We start from the raw sequence: 14,034 nt of genomic DNA on the forward strand, positions 1-14,034 counted from the left end.
CAAACCTCAGGGGGAGCACAGCATGACCGAGACCGCCGCACCGCGTCTTTCGACCGATATCCTGATTTCCGGCGGCGGCGTCGCGGGCCTTGTCGCCGCGGCGGCCTTTGGCTCGGCCGGGTTCACGACGATCTGCGTCGACCCCGAACCGCCGGTGACCGCCGAAAGCGACGCGCGCGCCGACATGCGCACGACCGCTTTCCTGCATCCCCTCGCGGGCGATGCTCGAACGCGCCGGGCTCTGGGCGCGGCTTGCCCCCCATGCGGCCGCGCTGCAGGTGATGCGCATCATCGACGCGGGCGGCGCGCGCCCCCGAGGCGCGGATCGTGCGCGATTTCGATGCGGCGGATATTTCCGACGAGCCCTTCGGCTGGAACTTCCCGAACTGGCTGCTGCGGCGCGAGATGGTCGCGCGACTGGCCGAGATCCCGCTTGTCGATTTCCGCCCGGGCGTGGCGACGGTCGGACTTCTGACCCGCGAAAGCGGCGCCGAGGTGCGGCTGTCAGACGGCACGCTTGTGACCGCGAAACTGGTGATCGGCGCCGACGGACGCAATTCCTTTGTCCGCGAGGCCGCGGGGATCGGCACGAAAACTACGCATTATGGACAAAAGGCGCTTGTCTGCGCCGTCACCCACCCCTCGCCCCACGGCAATGTCTCGACCGAGGTGCACCGTTCGGGCGGCCCCTTCACGCTCGTCCCCCTGCCCGATCGCGATGGCAAACCCTCGTCGGCGATCGTCTGGATGGAACGCGGCCCGGAGGCCGAGCGTCTGGCGGCGCTGGATCCGGCGGATTTCGAGCGCGAGATGACCGAACGCTCCACCGGGCTTTTAGGCCCGCTGACGCTGGTCACCCGCCGTGCGCTCTGGCCGATGATCACGCAGATCGCCTGCACCTTCACCGGTGAACGCATCGCGCTGATCGCCGAGGCCGCGCATGTGATCCCGCCGATCGGCGCGCAGGGGCTGAACATGAGCCTCGCCGATCTGCGTTGCCTGCTTGATCTGGCGGAAAAGGACCCGGCGCATCTGGGCAGCCCGGCGATGCTGACGGCCTACAACCGGCGTCGCTGGCCCGAGGTGAAGGCGCGCGAAGTGGGGATCGATTTCCTCAACCGCGCCTCGATGGTGGAACCGCGGCCCCTGCGCGATCTGCGCGCCGCGGCACTGGGGGCGCTTTACGCGCTCAAACCGGTGCGCAAGACCCTGATGCGGGCGGGATTGGGGATGCGCTGAAACGGTTGCGGGCCTGCGGCCCGCCCCGAAAGGGGGGCGCTGCCCCCCTCTTGGCCTTCGGCCAATTCACCCCCCGAGATATTTGCGGCAAGGTAAAAGGATGGACTTTTATCTTGCCGCAAATATCTCGGGGGTGAGGCGAAGCCGAGGGGGCAGAGCCCCCTTGCTCAGACGCTGACGACCGCGCGCAAGGCGTCACGAGAGAGGCTGTCTTTCGTGCCCTCCATCGCGACCGCCCCACGCTTGAGGACATAGAAGCGATCGCCCAGATCATGCGCGAAGTCGAAATACTGCTCGACCAGAATGATCGCCATGCCCTTGGTGTCGCGCAGATATTTGATCACCCGGCCGATCTGCTGGATGATGTTGGGCTGAATGCCCTCGGTCGGCTCATCAAGCAGCAGCAACTTCGGCTTCATCAGCATCGCCCGCGCGATGGCGAGTTGCTGTTGCTGACCGCCTGACAGATCGCCACCCCGGCGATTGAGGAACTCTTTCAGGATCGGAAACAACTCGTAGATTTCGTCGGGGATGAACCGCTCCGCCCGCGGCAGGGTGGCGAAGGCGGTTTCCATGTTTTCCCGCACCGTCAGCAGCGGAAAGATCATCCGGCCTTGCGGCACATAGGCGAGCCCCCGTCGCGCCATCGCCTGCGGCGCGACGCGGCCCACGGCCTCGCCGTCCAGCACCAGCCCCCCGCCCGAGCGCGGATGCGTGCCCGCAATCGCCTTCAAAAGCGAGGTCTTGCCGACCCCGTTCGTGCCCATGATGCAGGTGACCTCGCCCGCGCGGGCCTCGATATCGACGCCATGCAGGATCTGCGAGCCACCGTAGTGCAGCGTAAGTGCTTCTGTTTTCAGCATGTTCAGCGCCCCAGATAAACTTCGATGACCTGCTGGTTCGCCGTCACATGATCGAGCGACCCCTCGGCCAGAACCGAGCCCTCGTGCAGCACGGTGACCTTGCAATTCAGGCGGCGCACGAACTCCATGTCATGCTCGACCACCACGACGGCATGGGTTTTCGCCAATTCGACCAGCAGTGCGGTGGTCTGTTCGCGCTCGGCCAAGGTCATCCCCGCCGCCGGTTCATCGACCAAGAGCAGCCGCGGCTCTTGTGCCAAGAGCATGCCGATTTCCAGCCATTGTTTCTGTCCGTGCGACAATTCCCCGGATTTCCGCGCGAGGCTCTCGCCAAGCCCCACCTGCACCGCCAGCGTCTCGACCCTTGCGTGATCGGCGGCGGCAGCGCGCCAGACCAGCACCCGCCACGGGTTGCGATGGGCCTTCAGCGCCATCATCAGGTTTTCCGCCACGGTCTGATCTTCGAAGACGGTCGGGCGCTGGAATTTCCGCCCCACGCCTTGCCGCGCGATCTGCGCCTCGTCGAGCTTCAAGAGGTCGATCGAGCGCTCGCCCCAGAGCACACGGCCCTCGTCCGGGCGGGTCTTGCCGGTGACGATATCCATGAAGGTGGTTTTCCCCGCCCCGTTCGGGCCGATCACCGCGCGCAGCTCGGCCGGGCCGATGGAGAAGGACAGGTTGTTGATCGCCCGAAACCCGTCGAAGGAGACGGAGATGCCAGAGACTTCAAGCAGTTCGGTCATTGCCGGGCCTCCTGTTCCATCAAGGCGCCATCATCCGGACCAAGGGGGGCGCCGCGGCGCTGCGGCGGGCGCAGACCGGCCAGAAGATCGACGAGCCCCGACAAGCCCTTCGGCGCGAAAAGCGTGACCGAAACGAAGGAGAGCCCGAGCAGCACCTGCCACCAATCCACCCATTTCACCGTATAGAGGCCGAGGTTCAGATCGGGCGCCCGTCCGCCGGTGAACCAGGTCGAGACCATCGATACGAAGGCCGCGCCGATCACCGCGCCCCACAGCCGCCCCCTGCCCCCGATCGCCACCCAGACGGCGAGATAGATCGAGGCGATGGGCGCAATCTCGGCCGGGTTGATGATCCCCGCCTGCGGGTAGTAAAGCGCCCCGGCAATGGCGGCGATCAGCGCGGTCAGGGTGAAGACGAAAAGCTTGTAGCCCTCGACCGGGTAGCCCAGAAACCGCACCCGCGCCTCGTCATCGCGGATCGCGCGCATCACCGAGCCGAACTTGCCCGAGACGGTGAAGGCGCAGGCGAGATAGCCAAGACCGAGCGCCAGCGCCGAAGCCCAGAGAAACCAGACCGAGAGCCGGTCCTGTCCCGCCCAGTCAAGGCCGGGGATGTTCTGCAACCCCGACAGCCCGTTGTTGCCGCGCAGGCCGCTGTCGTTCTGGTAGAGGTAAAGCGCCAAGGCGAGGGTCATCGCCTGTGTCAGGATCGAGAGATAAACCCCGGTCACACGCGAGCGGAAGGCGAGCCAGCCAAAGCCGAGCGCCAGCACTCCGGGCACCAGCACGACAAGCGCCAGTTGCGCCGGAAGCGAGCCCGCGAAGGCCCAGATCGCGGGCATCTGCGACGTGCCGACGACGCCGAAGATCTGCGTTGCGATGGCGTCGTTCAACTCTTGCGGCGTCATCGGCAGACCCGTGGCCGAGGCCAGCACGATCTCGCGGGTGCGCGCCACCATCAGCCACATGCCGATCATGTAGCCGCCGAGGCCAAAGAAGGCGAAATGGCCAAGGCTGAGGATCCCCATGTAGCCCCAGACCAGATCCATCGCCAAGGCGATCAGGCACAGACACAGCGTCTTGCCGAGCGTCTTCACCATCGAGGTCGAGATCACCTCGACCCCATACGCGTTCGAGAGCAGCGTGACCGTCAGGGTGAAAAGCGCCAGAAGGCCGAGGAAAATCAGAACCGAGGGGTTCTTCGTCAGAAAACCGTGGGTCATGGCTCAATCTCCTGCGGCCCGGCCCTTCAGGGCGATGATGCCGCGCGGGCGGAACTGGATGAAGATGATGATGAAGAGGATCATGTAGGTCTGCGCCGCGAGCGTGTTCGAGGGGTTGAGCGCCTCGATCCCCTTTTGCAGCCCGCCGACGAGCGAAGCGCCCGCCAGCGTGCCCCAGATATTGCCGACGCCGCCGACAACCACGGTCATGAAGCTTTGCACGATGTAATCGGCGCCCAGCTCGGAGGTGACCTTGGCGAACAGCCCGATGGCGACGCCCGCGATCCCGGCGATGCCGGAACCAAGCCCGAAGGTCAGCATGTTGATGCGATCGGGGTTGATCCCCATCGAGGCCGCCATCGACGGGTTTTGCGTCACCGCACGGACCTCGAGGCCAAGGCGGGTGCGCTTCATCACGAAGAGGAAAAGGCCAAGGAAGGTCAGCGCCAGCGCGAAGATCGCGATGCGGATGTAGCTGATCGAGACGATGTCGTTCAGCACCCAGGCGCCATCGAGCCATTCGGGGGCCGTCAGCGGCCGGGCCTGCGTGCCGAAGATGTTCTTGAAGAGCTGCTGCAGCGCAATCGAGATCCCGAAAGTGGCGAGCAGAGTTTCAAGCGGACGGCGGGCGAGATGGCGGATCACCAGCCGCTCCATCGCCACACCGGCGGCGAAGGTGACGGCAAAGGCCAGGGGCAGCGCGACGAGGATCGAGATCGTGTAGTCCGAGATGAATTGCTGTACCACATAGCCGGTATAGGCGCCCATGGTGATGAACTCGCCATGCGCCATGTTGATCACCCGCATCACCCCGAAGGTGATCGCAAGGCCGATGGCAGCGAGGAAATAGATCGAGGCGAGCGAGAGCGCATCAAGCGTCAGGTCCGCCCCCTGCATCGCGGAAACCTTGAGCGACACCGATTTCAGCGCGGCTTTCGCGGCATCGGTCACGGTCGGGTCGGGCTCGGCATAGATGTCGGCGAAGCGGGTCTGCTCGACAGCGGCGGCAACCTCGGCATCGGTGGCCGCGGCAGGCACCTTGCCCGCCGCTTCAAGCGCCGCATAGGCGGTCTCACGCTTGCCCGGATCGGCCAACTCCGTCACAGGAACGCCGCCCACAGCTTTGTTTTCGATATGGGATTCGAGCGCCGCCCGCAGATCCGCCGCGGTGAGCCGCTTTGGCGCCAGCCCCTCGGTGACGAGCAAATCATAGGCCTCGGCCTCGGAAAACCCGGGCTTGCCGGGGGTAAGGGTCTGCGCCACGTTTCCGCTCGGCGCCTCCTTGAAAACCTTGCGCGAGGTGGCGAGGATCGGGTTGAGCGCCGCGCGGAAATCCAGCCCAAGATCGGCGCCGAAGCCCTCGATCGCGGCCACGCGGGCTTCGGGCGTGGTGCCGAACCGGATCGTCAAGAGACCCAGCAGCCGCTCCTTCTGCGCCTTGATCGCAGGGTCGGTCTCGGTCTCGATCGAGGCTGCCAAAGGCACCAGATGCTCGGCCGCGCCATCGCGGGCCAGCGCCGTCAGCGCGGCAAGCCGGGTCTTCGGATCGGGATCGGACAGCTGGAACTGAATGAGCGCCGAGGCGATCAGCCCCCGGACCCCGGCATTGGGCTTGATCTCGGCTATCTCCGCCTTCGCGGCCGTGCCCAGATCGGCGCCCGTCGCCGGATCGGCAAGCGCGTAACCGCCCGCAGATTTCGTCACGCGAAAGATCGCGCCATCGGATTTGCGCGCGCCCAGTTTCTTGTCGGCCCAGGCCTGCAGGAAGGCGGGTGCGCCCTCCCCCGCCTGCCCCAGCGCCGCGATCACCGGGGCGATGGTCTGGCGCGACGGCTTGGCGATGGCACCCGCATTTTGCGCGATGACGGCGGCAAGGCCGGTCTGGAAAGTGGCAACGGGAACGGGCGGGGCGGCGTCTTGGGCGGCCACAGGCAAGGCGAGCGCAAGGCTCGTCGCGAAGGCCAGAAGAAGGCTGCGCATGGGAAAATCCGGTTTGCGGGAGGGGGCTTGTCGCCCCCTCGGTTTGCGTTTGAAATCAGATCAGTAGTTCGATTTCAGCTGCACGCAGGTCTTGGTTTCGGTGTTGTACATGCCGCATTTCAGATCTTTCCAATCCGAGGTCAGCACGGCCGATTCCGGCAGGAAGTCGGTCCAGGCATCGCCCGGCACCGGGTCGGTCTGGCTGATGATGTCGAACTGTCCGTCTTCCTTGATCTCGCCGATCAGCACCGGCTTCGTCAGATGGTGGTTCGGCAGCATCTCGGCCATCGAGCCGGTCAGGTTCGGGAATTTCTGCCCGATCATCGCATCGGCGACCTTGTCGACCTCGGTCGTGCCCGCCGCCGTCACCGCGTTCACCCACATGTTGAAGCCGATATAGGTGGCCTCCATCGGGTCGTTCGTGGTGCGCTTGTCATTGCCGATGAATTTGTGCCAGGCCTCGATGAAGGCCTTGTTTTCCGGCGTATCGGCGCTTTCGAAATAGTTCCAGGCGGCCAGCTGGCCGACAAGGTTCTTGAGATCCCCGGCGCCAAGGCCCGACAGCTCTTCCTCGCCAACCGAGAAGGCGACAACCGGGATATCATCCGCGGTGATGCCCGAAGCCGCCAGTTCCTTGTAGAAGCCGATGTTCGCATCGCCGTTGATCGTCGAGATCACGCCGACCTTCTTGCCATCGGCGCCAAGCGCCTTCACGTCGGCAACGATCTTCGACCAGTCCGACTGACCGAAGGGGGTGTAGTTGACAAAGATATCCTCGGCCGGGATGCCCTTCGACTTCAGGTAAGCTTCCAGAATGTTGTTCGTGGTGCGCGGATAGACGTAGTCGGTGCCCAGAAGCGCGAATTTCTGCACGCCAAGCTCTTTCAGGAAATAGTCGGTCGCCGGGATCGCCTGCTGGTTCGGCGCGGCCCCGGTATAAAAGACGTTCTTCGAGCTTTCCTCGCCCTCGTATTGCACCGGATAGAACAGAAGGCCGTTCAGCTCCTCGATCACCGGCAGCACGGATTTGCGGGAAACCGAGGTCCAGCAGCCGAACATCACATCGACCTTGTCGACGGTCAGCAACTCGCGCGCCTTTTCCGCGAACAGCGGCCAGTCCGAGGCCGGATCGACCACCACGGCCTCCAGCTGCTTGCCCAGCACCCCGCCCTTCTTGTTCTGCGCCTCGATCAGCATCAGGACCGTGTCCTTCAGCGTCGTTTCCGAAATCGCCATCGTGCCCGAGAGCGAATGCAGCACCCCCACCTTGATCGTGTCGCCCGCGGCAAAGGCGATGCGCCCCGTCATCGACATGGCACCGGCCGCCGCAGCGGTCATCAGCAGATTGCGCCGAGTAATCATGAGTTCCCCTGTTCCTTGATCGCGCGGCCCGGGAAGGTGGGCGCGGGTTGCTTGGCTGGCGGGTCAGAGCCCGCGCGTTAAGCAAAACCGGGGCGCCGCGATGCGGCAAGGACGCGCCCAGCAGGAAATGGGCCAAGGCGTGGAATTGTGCACCCGGCAGGCAAACGCCCGGCCTTTGCGCAAGAACCGGGCGTTTTGGAAACGGGTTTGGCGCGAATCTTGCACGTCAGGCCGGATTGGCCGCTTGTTCAAGACCGCCCTCCCGGATCAGAAAAGCGACGATTTCGTCGATACCGACCCCCTGCCGCAGCCGCGCCATCACATAGGGACGGGCGCCGCGGGCGCGTTTCGTGTCTTCCTCAAGCAGCACCGGATCAACCCCCACATGCGGCGCAAGGTCGGTCTTGTTCACCACCAGAAGGTCGGAGCGCGTCACGCCGGGGCCCCGCTTGCGCGGAATGTCCTGCCCGGCGGCAGTGTCGATCACGTAGATCGTCAGATCGGCCAATTCCGGGCTGAAGGTGGCGGCAAGGTTGTCGCCCCCCGACTCGATCAGGATCAGATCCAGATCGGGATGCATCCGGCTCAGATCGGCAATGGCGGCCAGATTGATCGAGGCATCCTCGCGGATCGCCGTATGCGGGCAGCCCCCGGTCTCGACGCCGCGGATGCGGTCGGCGGACAGCACCTGCGCACGCATCAGCGCCTCGGCATCCTCGCGGGTGTAGATGTCATTCGTCACCACCGCCATCGAGAGCCGGGGCGCCAGTGCGCGACAGAGCTGCTCGGTCAACGTCGTCTTGCCCGCGCCGACCGGGCCGCCGATGCCGACGCGCAAAGGTCCGTGTGTCATGTCTTGAAGATCCTCACATCAAGCGTTTCATGCGCGGCCGAGGCGATCTCGGCGCGAAAGGCGGATTGCGCCAGATCGGCGGTCGTGGCGGTCGCGGCACGGGCGGAAAGCTGCGCGATGATCGGATGCAGCGCCGCCAGAACCCGCTGCCCCGCCGCCTGCCCCAAGGGGATGAACCGCACCCCGATCATGACAAGGTTAGATGCGAAGGCATGTTGGAAAAGGGCAATGACTTGCTCCGGTGGCAGGCTTGTTTCCTGGGCTGCAGCCGCCACCGCCAAAGGCAGCGGCATCGCATTTGTGCAAGTTCCAGTCATTTCGGCCCGCGCCCGGGCAAAGGCCGCCCCCTGCCTGCTCCTCGGTTTCCCGCAACCGTTCGGCCGTGCCCGCCAAAGCCCGCGCCAGATCGGACAGATCCGCCAGATCCTCGCCCCGCAGACCGCAGGCCAGAAGCACCGCATCGTTCCAGCCCGCCCCATGTTCCAGGATATCGGCGAGCCAGTCGCACAGCGCCGCCTCGGACCAGACCTCCCCCCGCCACAACCGCCTGTTCCAACCCGTGGCTATAGGCGTAAGCCCCGGTCGGAAAGGCCGGGGACAGCCATTGCACAAGGGCGAGCAGGTCGAGATCAGGCGTGGGCATGGAAATGACCGTGATCATGCCCCATGGTCCGCCCGGTGCCATAGGCGCCGCTTTCGGGGCGGAAGGGCTCCATCCGCTTTTCCACCCGCGCCCCAAGACCGCGCAGCATCGCCTCGAGCACATGATCATCGCGGATCACCAGCCGGTCGGTCTCGATCTGGCAGGGCGTGTGCCGGTTGCCGATGTGCCAGGCAAGTCGGGTCAGATCGCCGGTGACAACCAGCACGGGTTCAAGCCCGCAGCGCACCTCGATCAGCCGCCCATCCTCCAGCGCAAAGGCCTCGCCCCCGCGCAGATTCGTCACCTCGGCAAGATCGACCAGAAACTCGGCACCCGAGGCCGCCACCAGCCGCTTGCGACGCAAGAACCGTGCCTCATAGTCAAGCGCCACATGATCGGCCGCCGCGCTCCAGCTGCCCGAAGGCACGATACGACTGGCCCGATTCAACAGCGACATGTTTTTTCCTCCGCCATTTAGAGCTTTGTTAAGAGTGACTTGGCAGCATAAGCGCACGTAACCCAGAACGGGAGCTAGGAATGCAGCTCAAACCCCCTGCCGATGAACTGGCCGAAATCCGTGCCGAAATCGCCCGGCTGCGTGCGCGAGAGGGCGAGTTGCGCGAAATCCTGTTGCGCGATGCGGCGATGCCGAAAATCGGTCGGTTTCACACTGTCGATCTGGTGACCAGCCGCCAGCGCATCTTCGATCCGCGGCTTCTGCCCGAAGCGATCCGGCTCGACCCTGCTTATACCCGCGAAAAGGTGACACGTGTCCTGCGCGCCACCCGCAAGGGCTCTTCCCAGCCGGTCGACGGCGCCGATCTTCCCACGCCCGCCCCGCACGCGCGCTTGCGCGCAAGGCTTTTTGCTGGCCAGCAACCGCATTGAGGCATCAATACAAGAAGTAACGCTGCGCCAGCGGCAGGGTTTCGGCCGGTTCGCAGGTCAAAAGCTCCCCATCCGCCCGCACCTCGTAGGTTTCCGGGTCGACCTCAATCTGCGGAGTCGCGGTGTTGAGCTGCATCGAGGCCTTGCCGATCGTCCGCGTGCCCTTGACCGCCAACACCTGTTTCGACAGGCCCAGTTTCGCGGCTACGCCCTCGGCCTCGGCCGCCGCCGAGACGAAGGTGACGGCCGCGTTCGACAAGGCCTTGCCAAAGGCGCCAAACATCGGCCGGGTGTAGAAGGGTTGCGCCGGGATCGAGCCGTTCGGATCGCCCATTTGCGCGGCCACGATCATCCCGCCCATCAGCACCATCTCTGGCTTGGCGCCAAAGAAGGCCGGATGCCACAGAACAAGATCGGCGCGCTTGCCGACTTCGATCGAGCCGACATGCTCGGCAAGACCATGCGTGATCGCCGGGTTGATCGTGTATTTCGCAATGTAGCGGCGGACCCGGAAATTGTCGTTCGCCCCCGTTTCCTCTGCCAGCCGCCCGCGCTGTTTTCTCATTTTATCAGCGGTTTGCCAGCAGCGAATGATCACCTCGCCAACCCGCCCCATCGCCTGACTGTCGGACGAAATCACCGCCATCGCGCCCATGTCGTGCAAGATATCCTCGGCCGCAATCGTCTCCTTGCGAATGCGACTTTCGGCAAAGGCGACGTCTTCGGGCACCTTGTTGTCGAGGTGGTGACACACCATCAGCATGTCGAGATGTTCTTCGACCGTGTTCTTCGTATAGGGCCGGGTCGGGTTCGTCGAAGACGGGATAACATTCTGGGAAGACACGACTTTCAGGATATCGGGCGCATGGCCGCCGCCCGCGCCCTCGGTGTGGAAGGCGTGGATCGTGCGCCCCTTGAAGGCCGCCAGCGTGTTTTCGACAAAACCCGATTCATTCAGCGTGTCGGTGTGGATCATCACCTGCACGTCCATGTCGTCAGCGACCGACAGACAGCAGTCGATCGCGGCCGGGGTGGTTCCCCAATCCTCGTGCAATTTCAAGGCGCAAGCGCCCGCCTTGACCTGTTCGATCAGCCCCTCGGGCAGGCTTGCATTGCCCTTGCCGGCCAGCGCGAGGTTCATCGGAAAGGCCTCGAAGCTTTGCAGCATCCGCGAGATATGCCAGGGCCCCGGCGTGCAGGTGGTGGCCAGCGTCCCATGCGCCGGGCCGGTGCCGCCGCCGAGCATCGTGGTGATGCCAGACGCGAGGGCATCCTCGATCTGCTGCGGGCAGATGAAATGGATATGCGTGTCGATCCCGCCCGCAGTTAGGATTTTCCCTTCGCCTGCAATGACTTCCGTGCCCGGCCCGATGATCAGCGTCACCCCCGGCTGGGTGTCGGGGTTGCCCGCCTTGCCGATCCCCGCAATGCGACCATCGCGCAGACCGACATCGGCCTTGTAGATCCCGGTATGATCGACGATCAGCGCATTGGTGATGACCGTGTCCATCGCGCCCCCCGCGCGCGGGATCTGGCTTTGCCCCATGCCGTCGCGGATCACCTTGCCGCCACCGAATTTCACCTCTTCTCCGTAGGTTGTCAGGTCTTTCTCAACCTCGATGATCAGATCGGTATCGGCCAGACGCAGCTTGTCGCCGGTGGTCGGGCCGAACATGTCGGCATAGGTGGCGCGGGAAATGAGACGCGGCATCAGAGCTCCCCCATCACTTTGGCATTGAACCCGAAGACGCGGCGGGCCCCGGCAAACGGCACAAGGCTCACTTCACGGGTCTGGCCCGGCTCGAAGCGCACGGCCGTTCCGGCGGCGATATCAAGACGATAGCCCCGCGCGGCGTCCCGATCGAAGGACAGACCGGGGTTCGTTTCGGCGAAATGATAATGCGAGCCCACCTGCACAGGGCGATCGCCCGTGTTGGCCACCATCAGCGTGATTGCGGTCGCCCCAGCGTTCAGTTCGATGTCCCCATCGGCGGGGAAGATTTCTCCGGGTATCATGGGCTTACCTCAGCGGATCGGGTGGTGGACGGTGACAAGCTTGGTGCCGTCGGGAAAGGTAGCCTCGACCTGGATCGAGTGGATCATCTCGGCGATCCCCTCCATGCACTGCTCGCGCGCGATGACATGGGCGCCCGCCTCCATCAGATCGGCGACCGTGCGGCCTTCGCGCGCCCCTTCGACGACGAAATCACTAATGATCGCAATAGCTTCCGGGTGGTTGAGCTTCACCCCCCGCGCCAGCCGGTTGCGCGCCACCATGGCGGCGAGGCTGACGAGCAGCTTTTCCTTTTCACGCGGGCTCAGGTTCATCTTGTCCCCTCAGGTTTGCCAGACGCGCGGCGGGGGGCTGCCCCGCCGCAATGCGCCCATCAGTTGCAGGATCTGTTTGCGCAGCGGCCAGCCGTCCTCGGCCAGCAGTCGCACCACGCATTTGCCGTCAAAGCCCGACGCGGCGGCCTCGACACCGGGCACCGTCAGGGCTGCACGCGCAGGACCAACGGCGTCCTCCGCCCCCTGCGCACAAAGAACCAGCGTCGCGAAAGCGCGCGCAGGCCCAAGCAGCGCCGCACGTGGGCCCTTCGCTTGAATGTTTGAATTATGCAGCAGAGGTTCCAGAAATATTGGTTTTCCAGCTCGCTTCACGCGACGAGTATCGCAAAAGTGCAATTCTTGCACGGTCTCGCCCATCGCCGCACGGCCCAGAACCACCGCCTCGAGCAGCAGGCACCCGGAATCAGGGGCAAGATCCACCGTGGTCTCGCGATGCAGCCGCGCGCGATCAAAGAGGATCGTTTCTTGCGGCAGCCAGTCGAGCCAGCCCCCCTGCCCCAGCTGATGCGCGACCGTCACCCGGGCAACGTCGCCCTCGGCCCGGTAGGCGCGTTCGGCCGCCTGCGTCGTCGCCACGACCCTGGCGCCTCCGTCCAAATCGAGCCCGTAGCGCAGCGTATCTCCCGCCGTCAGCCCGCCCGAGGTGTTCAAAAACACCACCTCCGGCACGCCGCGCACATGGGGCAGCAGCGCCTTCGCCGAGCCGCGTTGCGCGAGGGTTTTCAGACGTGCGCCGTCGAAGGCCACGGCGGCATGGCCGTGGCTGCGTTGAAAACGAGGCGGGGGCGCAGAGTCGAACATGGCGTCAGGAAACGCCCGGCGCGGGCGCGCGTCCATGTCAGGCAAGGCCGAGGATCGCAGCAAGAATGCGGCCAGACCGCAGGTGCCCAAAATGACGCCACATTGCCTGCGCTTTGATCAGACCGAAAACTATCCAAGCGGCCCCGGACGGCGCTCCTCGGAGAGCATCACATTCGCCTCGATCTGCCCGACCCCGGGCAGGGTCATGATCCGGCGCCGCAGCACGCGCTCGAAATCGGCAATGTCGCGGGCGCCGACGCGCAGCCGGTAGTCAAAGCGGCCAAGCACGTGCTGCACCACCTGCACCTCGGGGATCGCCTGCACGGCACGCTCGAAATCCTCAAACGAAATCCGCCCTTTGGTGGCGAGCTTGATGCCCAGAAAAACGGTGACACCGAAGCCGAGCGCCTGCCGATCCAGCACCAGCCGCCGCCCCGCGATCACCCCGGCCTCCTCGAGCCGCTTCACCCGACGCCAGGCCGCAGGCTGCGAGAGCCCGAAACGACGGCCCAGTTCCCCCGCCCCCAGCGTCGCATCGTCAGAGAGCGCCCGCAGGATCGCGCGGTCGATGTCATCAAGCGCGATCACAGCGGCAACTCCGCCGTGTCCTTCAGCGTCGAAATCAGCATCAGCGCATCGGTGTCGGCGATATGCGGCAGCGCAAGGATGCGTTCGCGGTAGATCTCCTGATAATGCGCCATGTCGCGGGCGATGACGTTCAGCCGCACATCGACCTGCCCCAGAAAGGTCTGGATTTCCGTGACTTCGGGCACCTTGCGCGCGGCATCAAGGAACTCGTCGAAAAAGCCGGGCTGCGTCTTGTCCAGCGTGAAGCGCACCGAGACCTCGATCTCCCAGCCGAGTTTGCGCCAGTCGATCACGGCTTCCTCGGCGCGGATCACACCGCCCTCGCGCAGCCGCTCGATCCGGCGCCAGAGGCTGGCGGGCGTCACCCCGGCCCGTTCCGCCAATTCGGTGCGGGGCAGCCCGGGGTCAGCCTGCATCTGCCGCAGGATGCGTCGGTCGATGTCGTCTACCTGCATGATTTTCTCGTCTATAACCGCAATGACGAATGATAATTATTCATATG

14 protein-coding genes and 2 pseudogenes are annotated in these 14,034 nt (G+C 64.8%); 2 read left to right on the forward strand and 14 right to left on the reverse strand.

Annotated elements, in window-relative coordinates:
• The first annotated feature begins 22 nt into the window (after nt 1-22).
• Nucleotides 23-1,239, forward strand: a pseudogene (locus tag ACTTAI_RS13550) (UbiH/UbiF family hydroxylase).
• 167 nt (nt 1,240-1,406) lie between these two features.
• Here ACTTAI_RS13550 and urtE read toward each other — a convergent pair.
• The 8 genes and pseudogenes from urtE to ACTTAI_RS13590 all read right to left on the reverse strand — a co-directional run bounded on the left by urtE (nt 1,407) and on the right by ACTTAI_RS13590 (nt 9,363).
• Entirely contained in the window at nt 1,407-2,102 is a 696-nt protein-coding gene (gene urtE / locus ACTTAI_RS13555) for an urea ABC transporter ATP-binding subunit UrtE (protein WP_444452072.1), read from the reverse strand.
• A gap of 2 nt (nt 2,103-2,104) precedes the next feature.
• Entirely contained in the window at nt 2,105-2,845 is a 741-nt protein-coding gene (gene urtD, locus ACTTAI_RS13560) for an urea ABC transporter ATP-binding protein UrtD (RefSeq protein ID WP_444452073.1), read from the reverse strand.
• Nucleotides 2,842-4,068 carry an urea ABC transporter permease subunit UrtC gene (urtC, locus tag ACTTAI_RS13565; protein WP_444452074.1) on the reverse strand — a complete coding sequence of 409 codons (1,227 nt, stop codon included), beginning with the start codon at nt 4,066-4,068 and terminating at the stop codon, nt 2,842-2,844. The genes urtD and urtC overlap by 4 nt, the downstream gene beginning before the upstream one ends.
• Nucleotides 4,069-4,071: 3 nt before the next feature.
• Nucleotides 4,072-6,048 carry an urea ABC transporter permease subunit UrtB gene (urtB, locus tag ACTTAI_RS13570; protein WP_444452075.1) on the reverse strand — a complete coding sequence of 659 codons (1,977 nt, stop codon included), beginning with the start codon at nt 6,046-6,048 and terminating at the stop codon, nt 4,072-4,074.
• Nucleotides 6,049-6,108: 60 nt separating this feature from the next.
• Nucleotides 6,109-7,386, reverse strand: coding sequence for an urea ABC transporter substrate-binding protein (gene urtA, locus ACTTAI_RS13575; protein ID WP_444455765.1), 1,278 nt, complete (start codon nt 7,384-7,386; stop codon nt 6,109-6,111).
• 250 nt (nt 7,387-7,636) lie between these two features.
• On the reverse strand, nt 7,637-8,263 hold the full coding sequence (ureG, locus tag ACTTAI_RS13580) for an urease accessory protein UreG (RefSeq protein ID WP_444452076.1): 627 nt from the start codon (nt 8,261-8,263) through the stop codon (nt 7,637-7,639).
• A pseudogene (locus tag ACTTAI_RS13585) lies at nt 8,260-8,906 on the reverse strand (urease accessory protein UreF). Before ACTTAI_RS13585 ends, ureG begins: the two are co-directional and overlap by 4 nt.
• Nucleotides 8,893-9,363 (reverse strand): urease accessory protein UreE, encoded by a 471-nt coding sequence (locus tag ACTTAI_RS13590; RefSeq protein WP_444452077.1) that lies wholly within the window; start codon nt 9,361-9,363, stop codon nt 8,893-8,895. The pseudogene ACTTAI_RS13585 and the gene ACTTAI_RS13590 overlap by 14 nt, the downstream one beginning before the upstream one ends.
• An 80-nt stretch (nt 9,364-9,443) precedes the next feature.
• Here ACTTAI_RS13590 and ACTTAI_RS13595 point away from each other — a divergent pair, with 80 nt between their 5' ends.
• Nucleotides 9,444-9,794 carry a hypothetical protein gene (locus tag ACTTAI_RS13595; RefSeq protein WP_444452078.1) on the forward strand — a complete coding sequence of 117 codons (351 nt, stop codon included), beginning with the start codon at nt 9,444-9,446 and terminating at the stop codon, nt 9,792-9,794.
• Nucleotides 9,795-9,798: 4 nt separating this feature from the next.
• Here the strand turns inward: ACTTAI_RS13595 and ureC are convergent, their stop codons facing one another.
• The 6 genes from ureC to ACTTAI_RS13625 form a co-directional block, all read right to left on the reverse strand.
• The gene (gene ureC / locus ACTTAI_RS13600; RefSeq protein WP_444452079.1) at nt 9,799-11,505 is read right to left on the reverse strand and encodes an urease subunit alpha; all 1,707 of its coding nucleotides are present in this window, start codon (nt 11,503-11,505) and stop codon (nt 9,799-9,801) included.
• Entirely contained in the window at nt 11,505-11,810 is a 306-nt protein-coding gene (locus ACTTAI_RS13605) for an urease subunit beta (protein WP_444452080.1), read from the reverse strand. Before ACTTAI_RS13605 ends, ureC begins: the two co-directional genes overlap by 1 nt.
• A 9-nt stretch (nt 11,811-11,819) precedes the next feature.
• Nucleotides 11,820-12,122: an urease subunit gamma gene (locus ACTTAI_RS13610; protein WP_444452081.1), complete on the reverse strand. Its 303-nt coding sequence runs from the start codon at nt 12,120-12,122 to the stop codon at nt 11,820-11,822.
• 9 nt (nt 12,123-12,131) lie between these two features.
• A complete protein-coding gene (locus ACTTAI_RS13615) occupies nt 12,132-12,944 on the reverse strand; it encodes an urease accessory protein UreD (RefSeq protein ID WP_444452082.1) in 813 nt (270 codons plus the stop codon).
• A 129-nt stretch (nt 12,945-13,073) separates the two neighbouring features.
• Nucleotides 13,074-13,532 carry an Lrp/AsnC family transcriptional regulator gene (locus ACTTAI_RS13620; RefSeq protein ID WP_444452083.1) on the reverse strand — a complete coding sequence of 153 codons (459 nt, stop codon included), beginning with the start codon at nt 13,530-13,532 and terminating at the stop codon, nt 13,074-13,076.
• Complete coding sequence (locus tag ACTTAI_RS13625) at nt 13,529-13,987, reverse strand: Lrp/AsnC family transcriptional regulator (RefSeq protein WP_444452084.1); 459 nt, start codon at nt 13,985-13,987, stop codon at nt 13,529-13,531. The genes ACTTAI_RS13620 and ACTTAI_RS13625 overlap by 4 nt, the downstream gene beginning before the upstream one ends.
• Nucleotides 13,988-14,034: the final 47 nt, after the last annotated feature.

The organism is Rhodobacter capsulatus, from assembly GCF_052363175.1.
Lineage (GTDB): Bacteria > Pseudomonadota > Alphaproteobacteria > Rhodobacterales > Rhodobacteraceae > Rhodobacter > Rhodobacter capsulatus_D.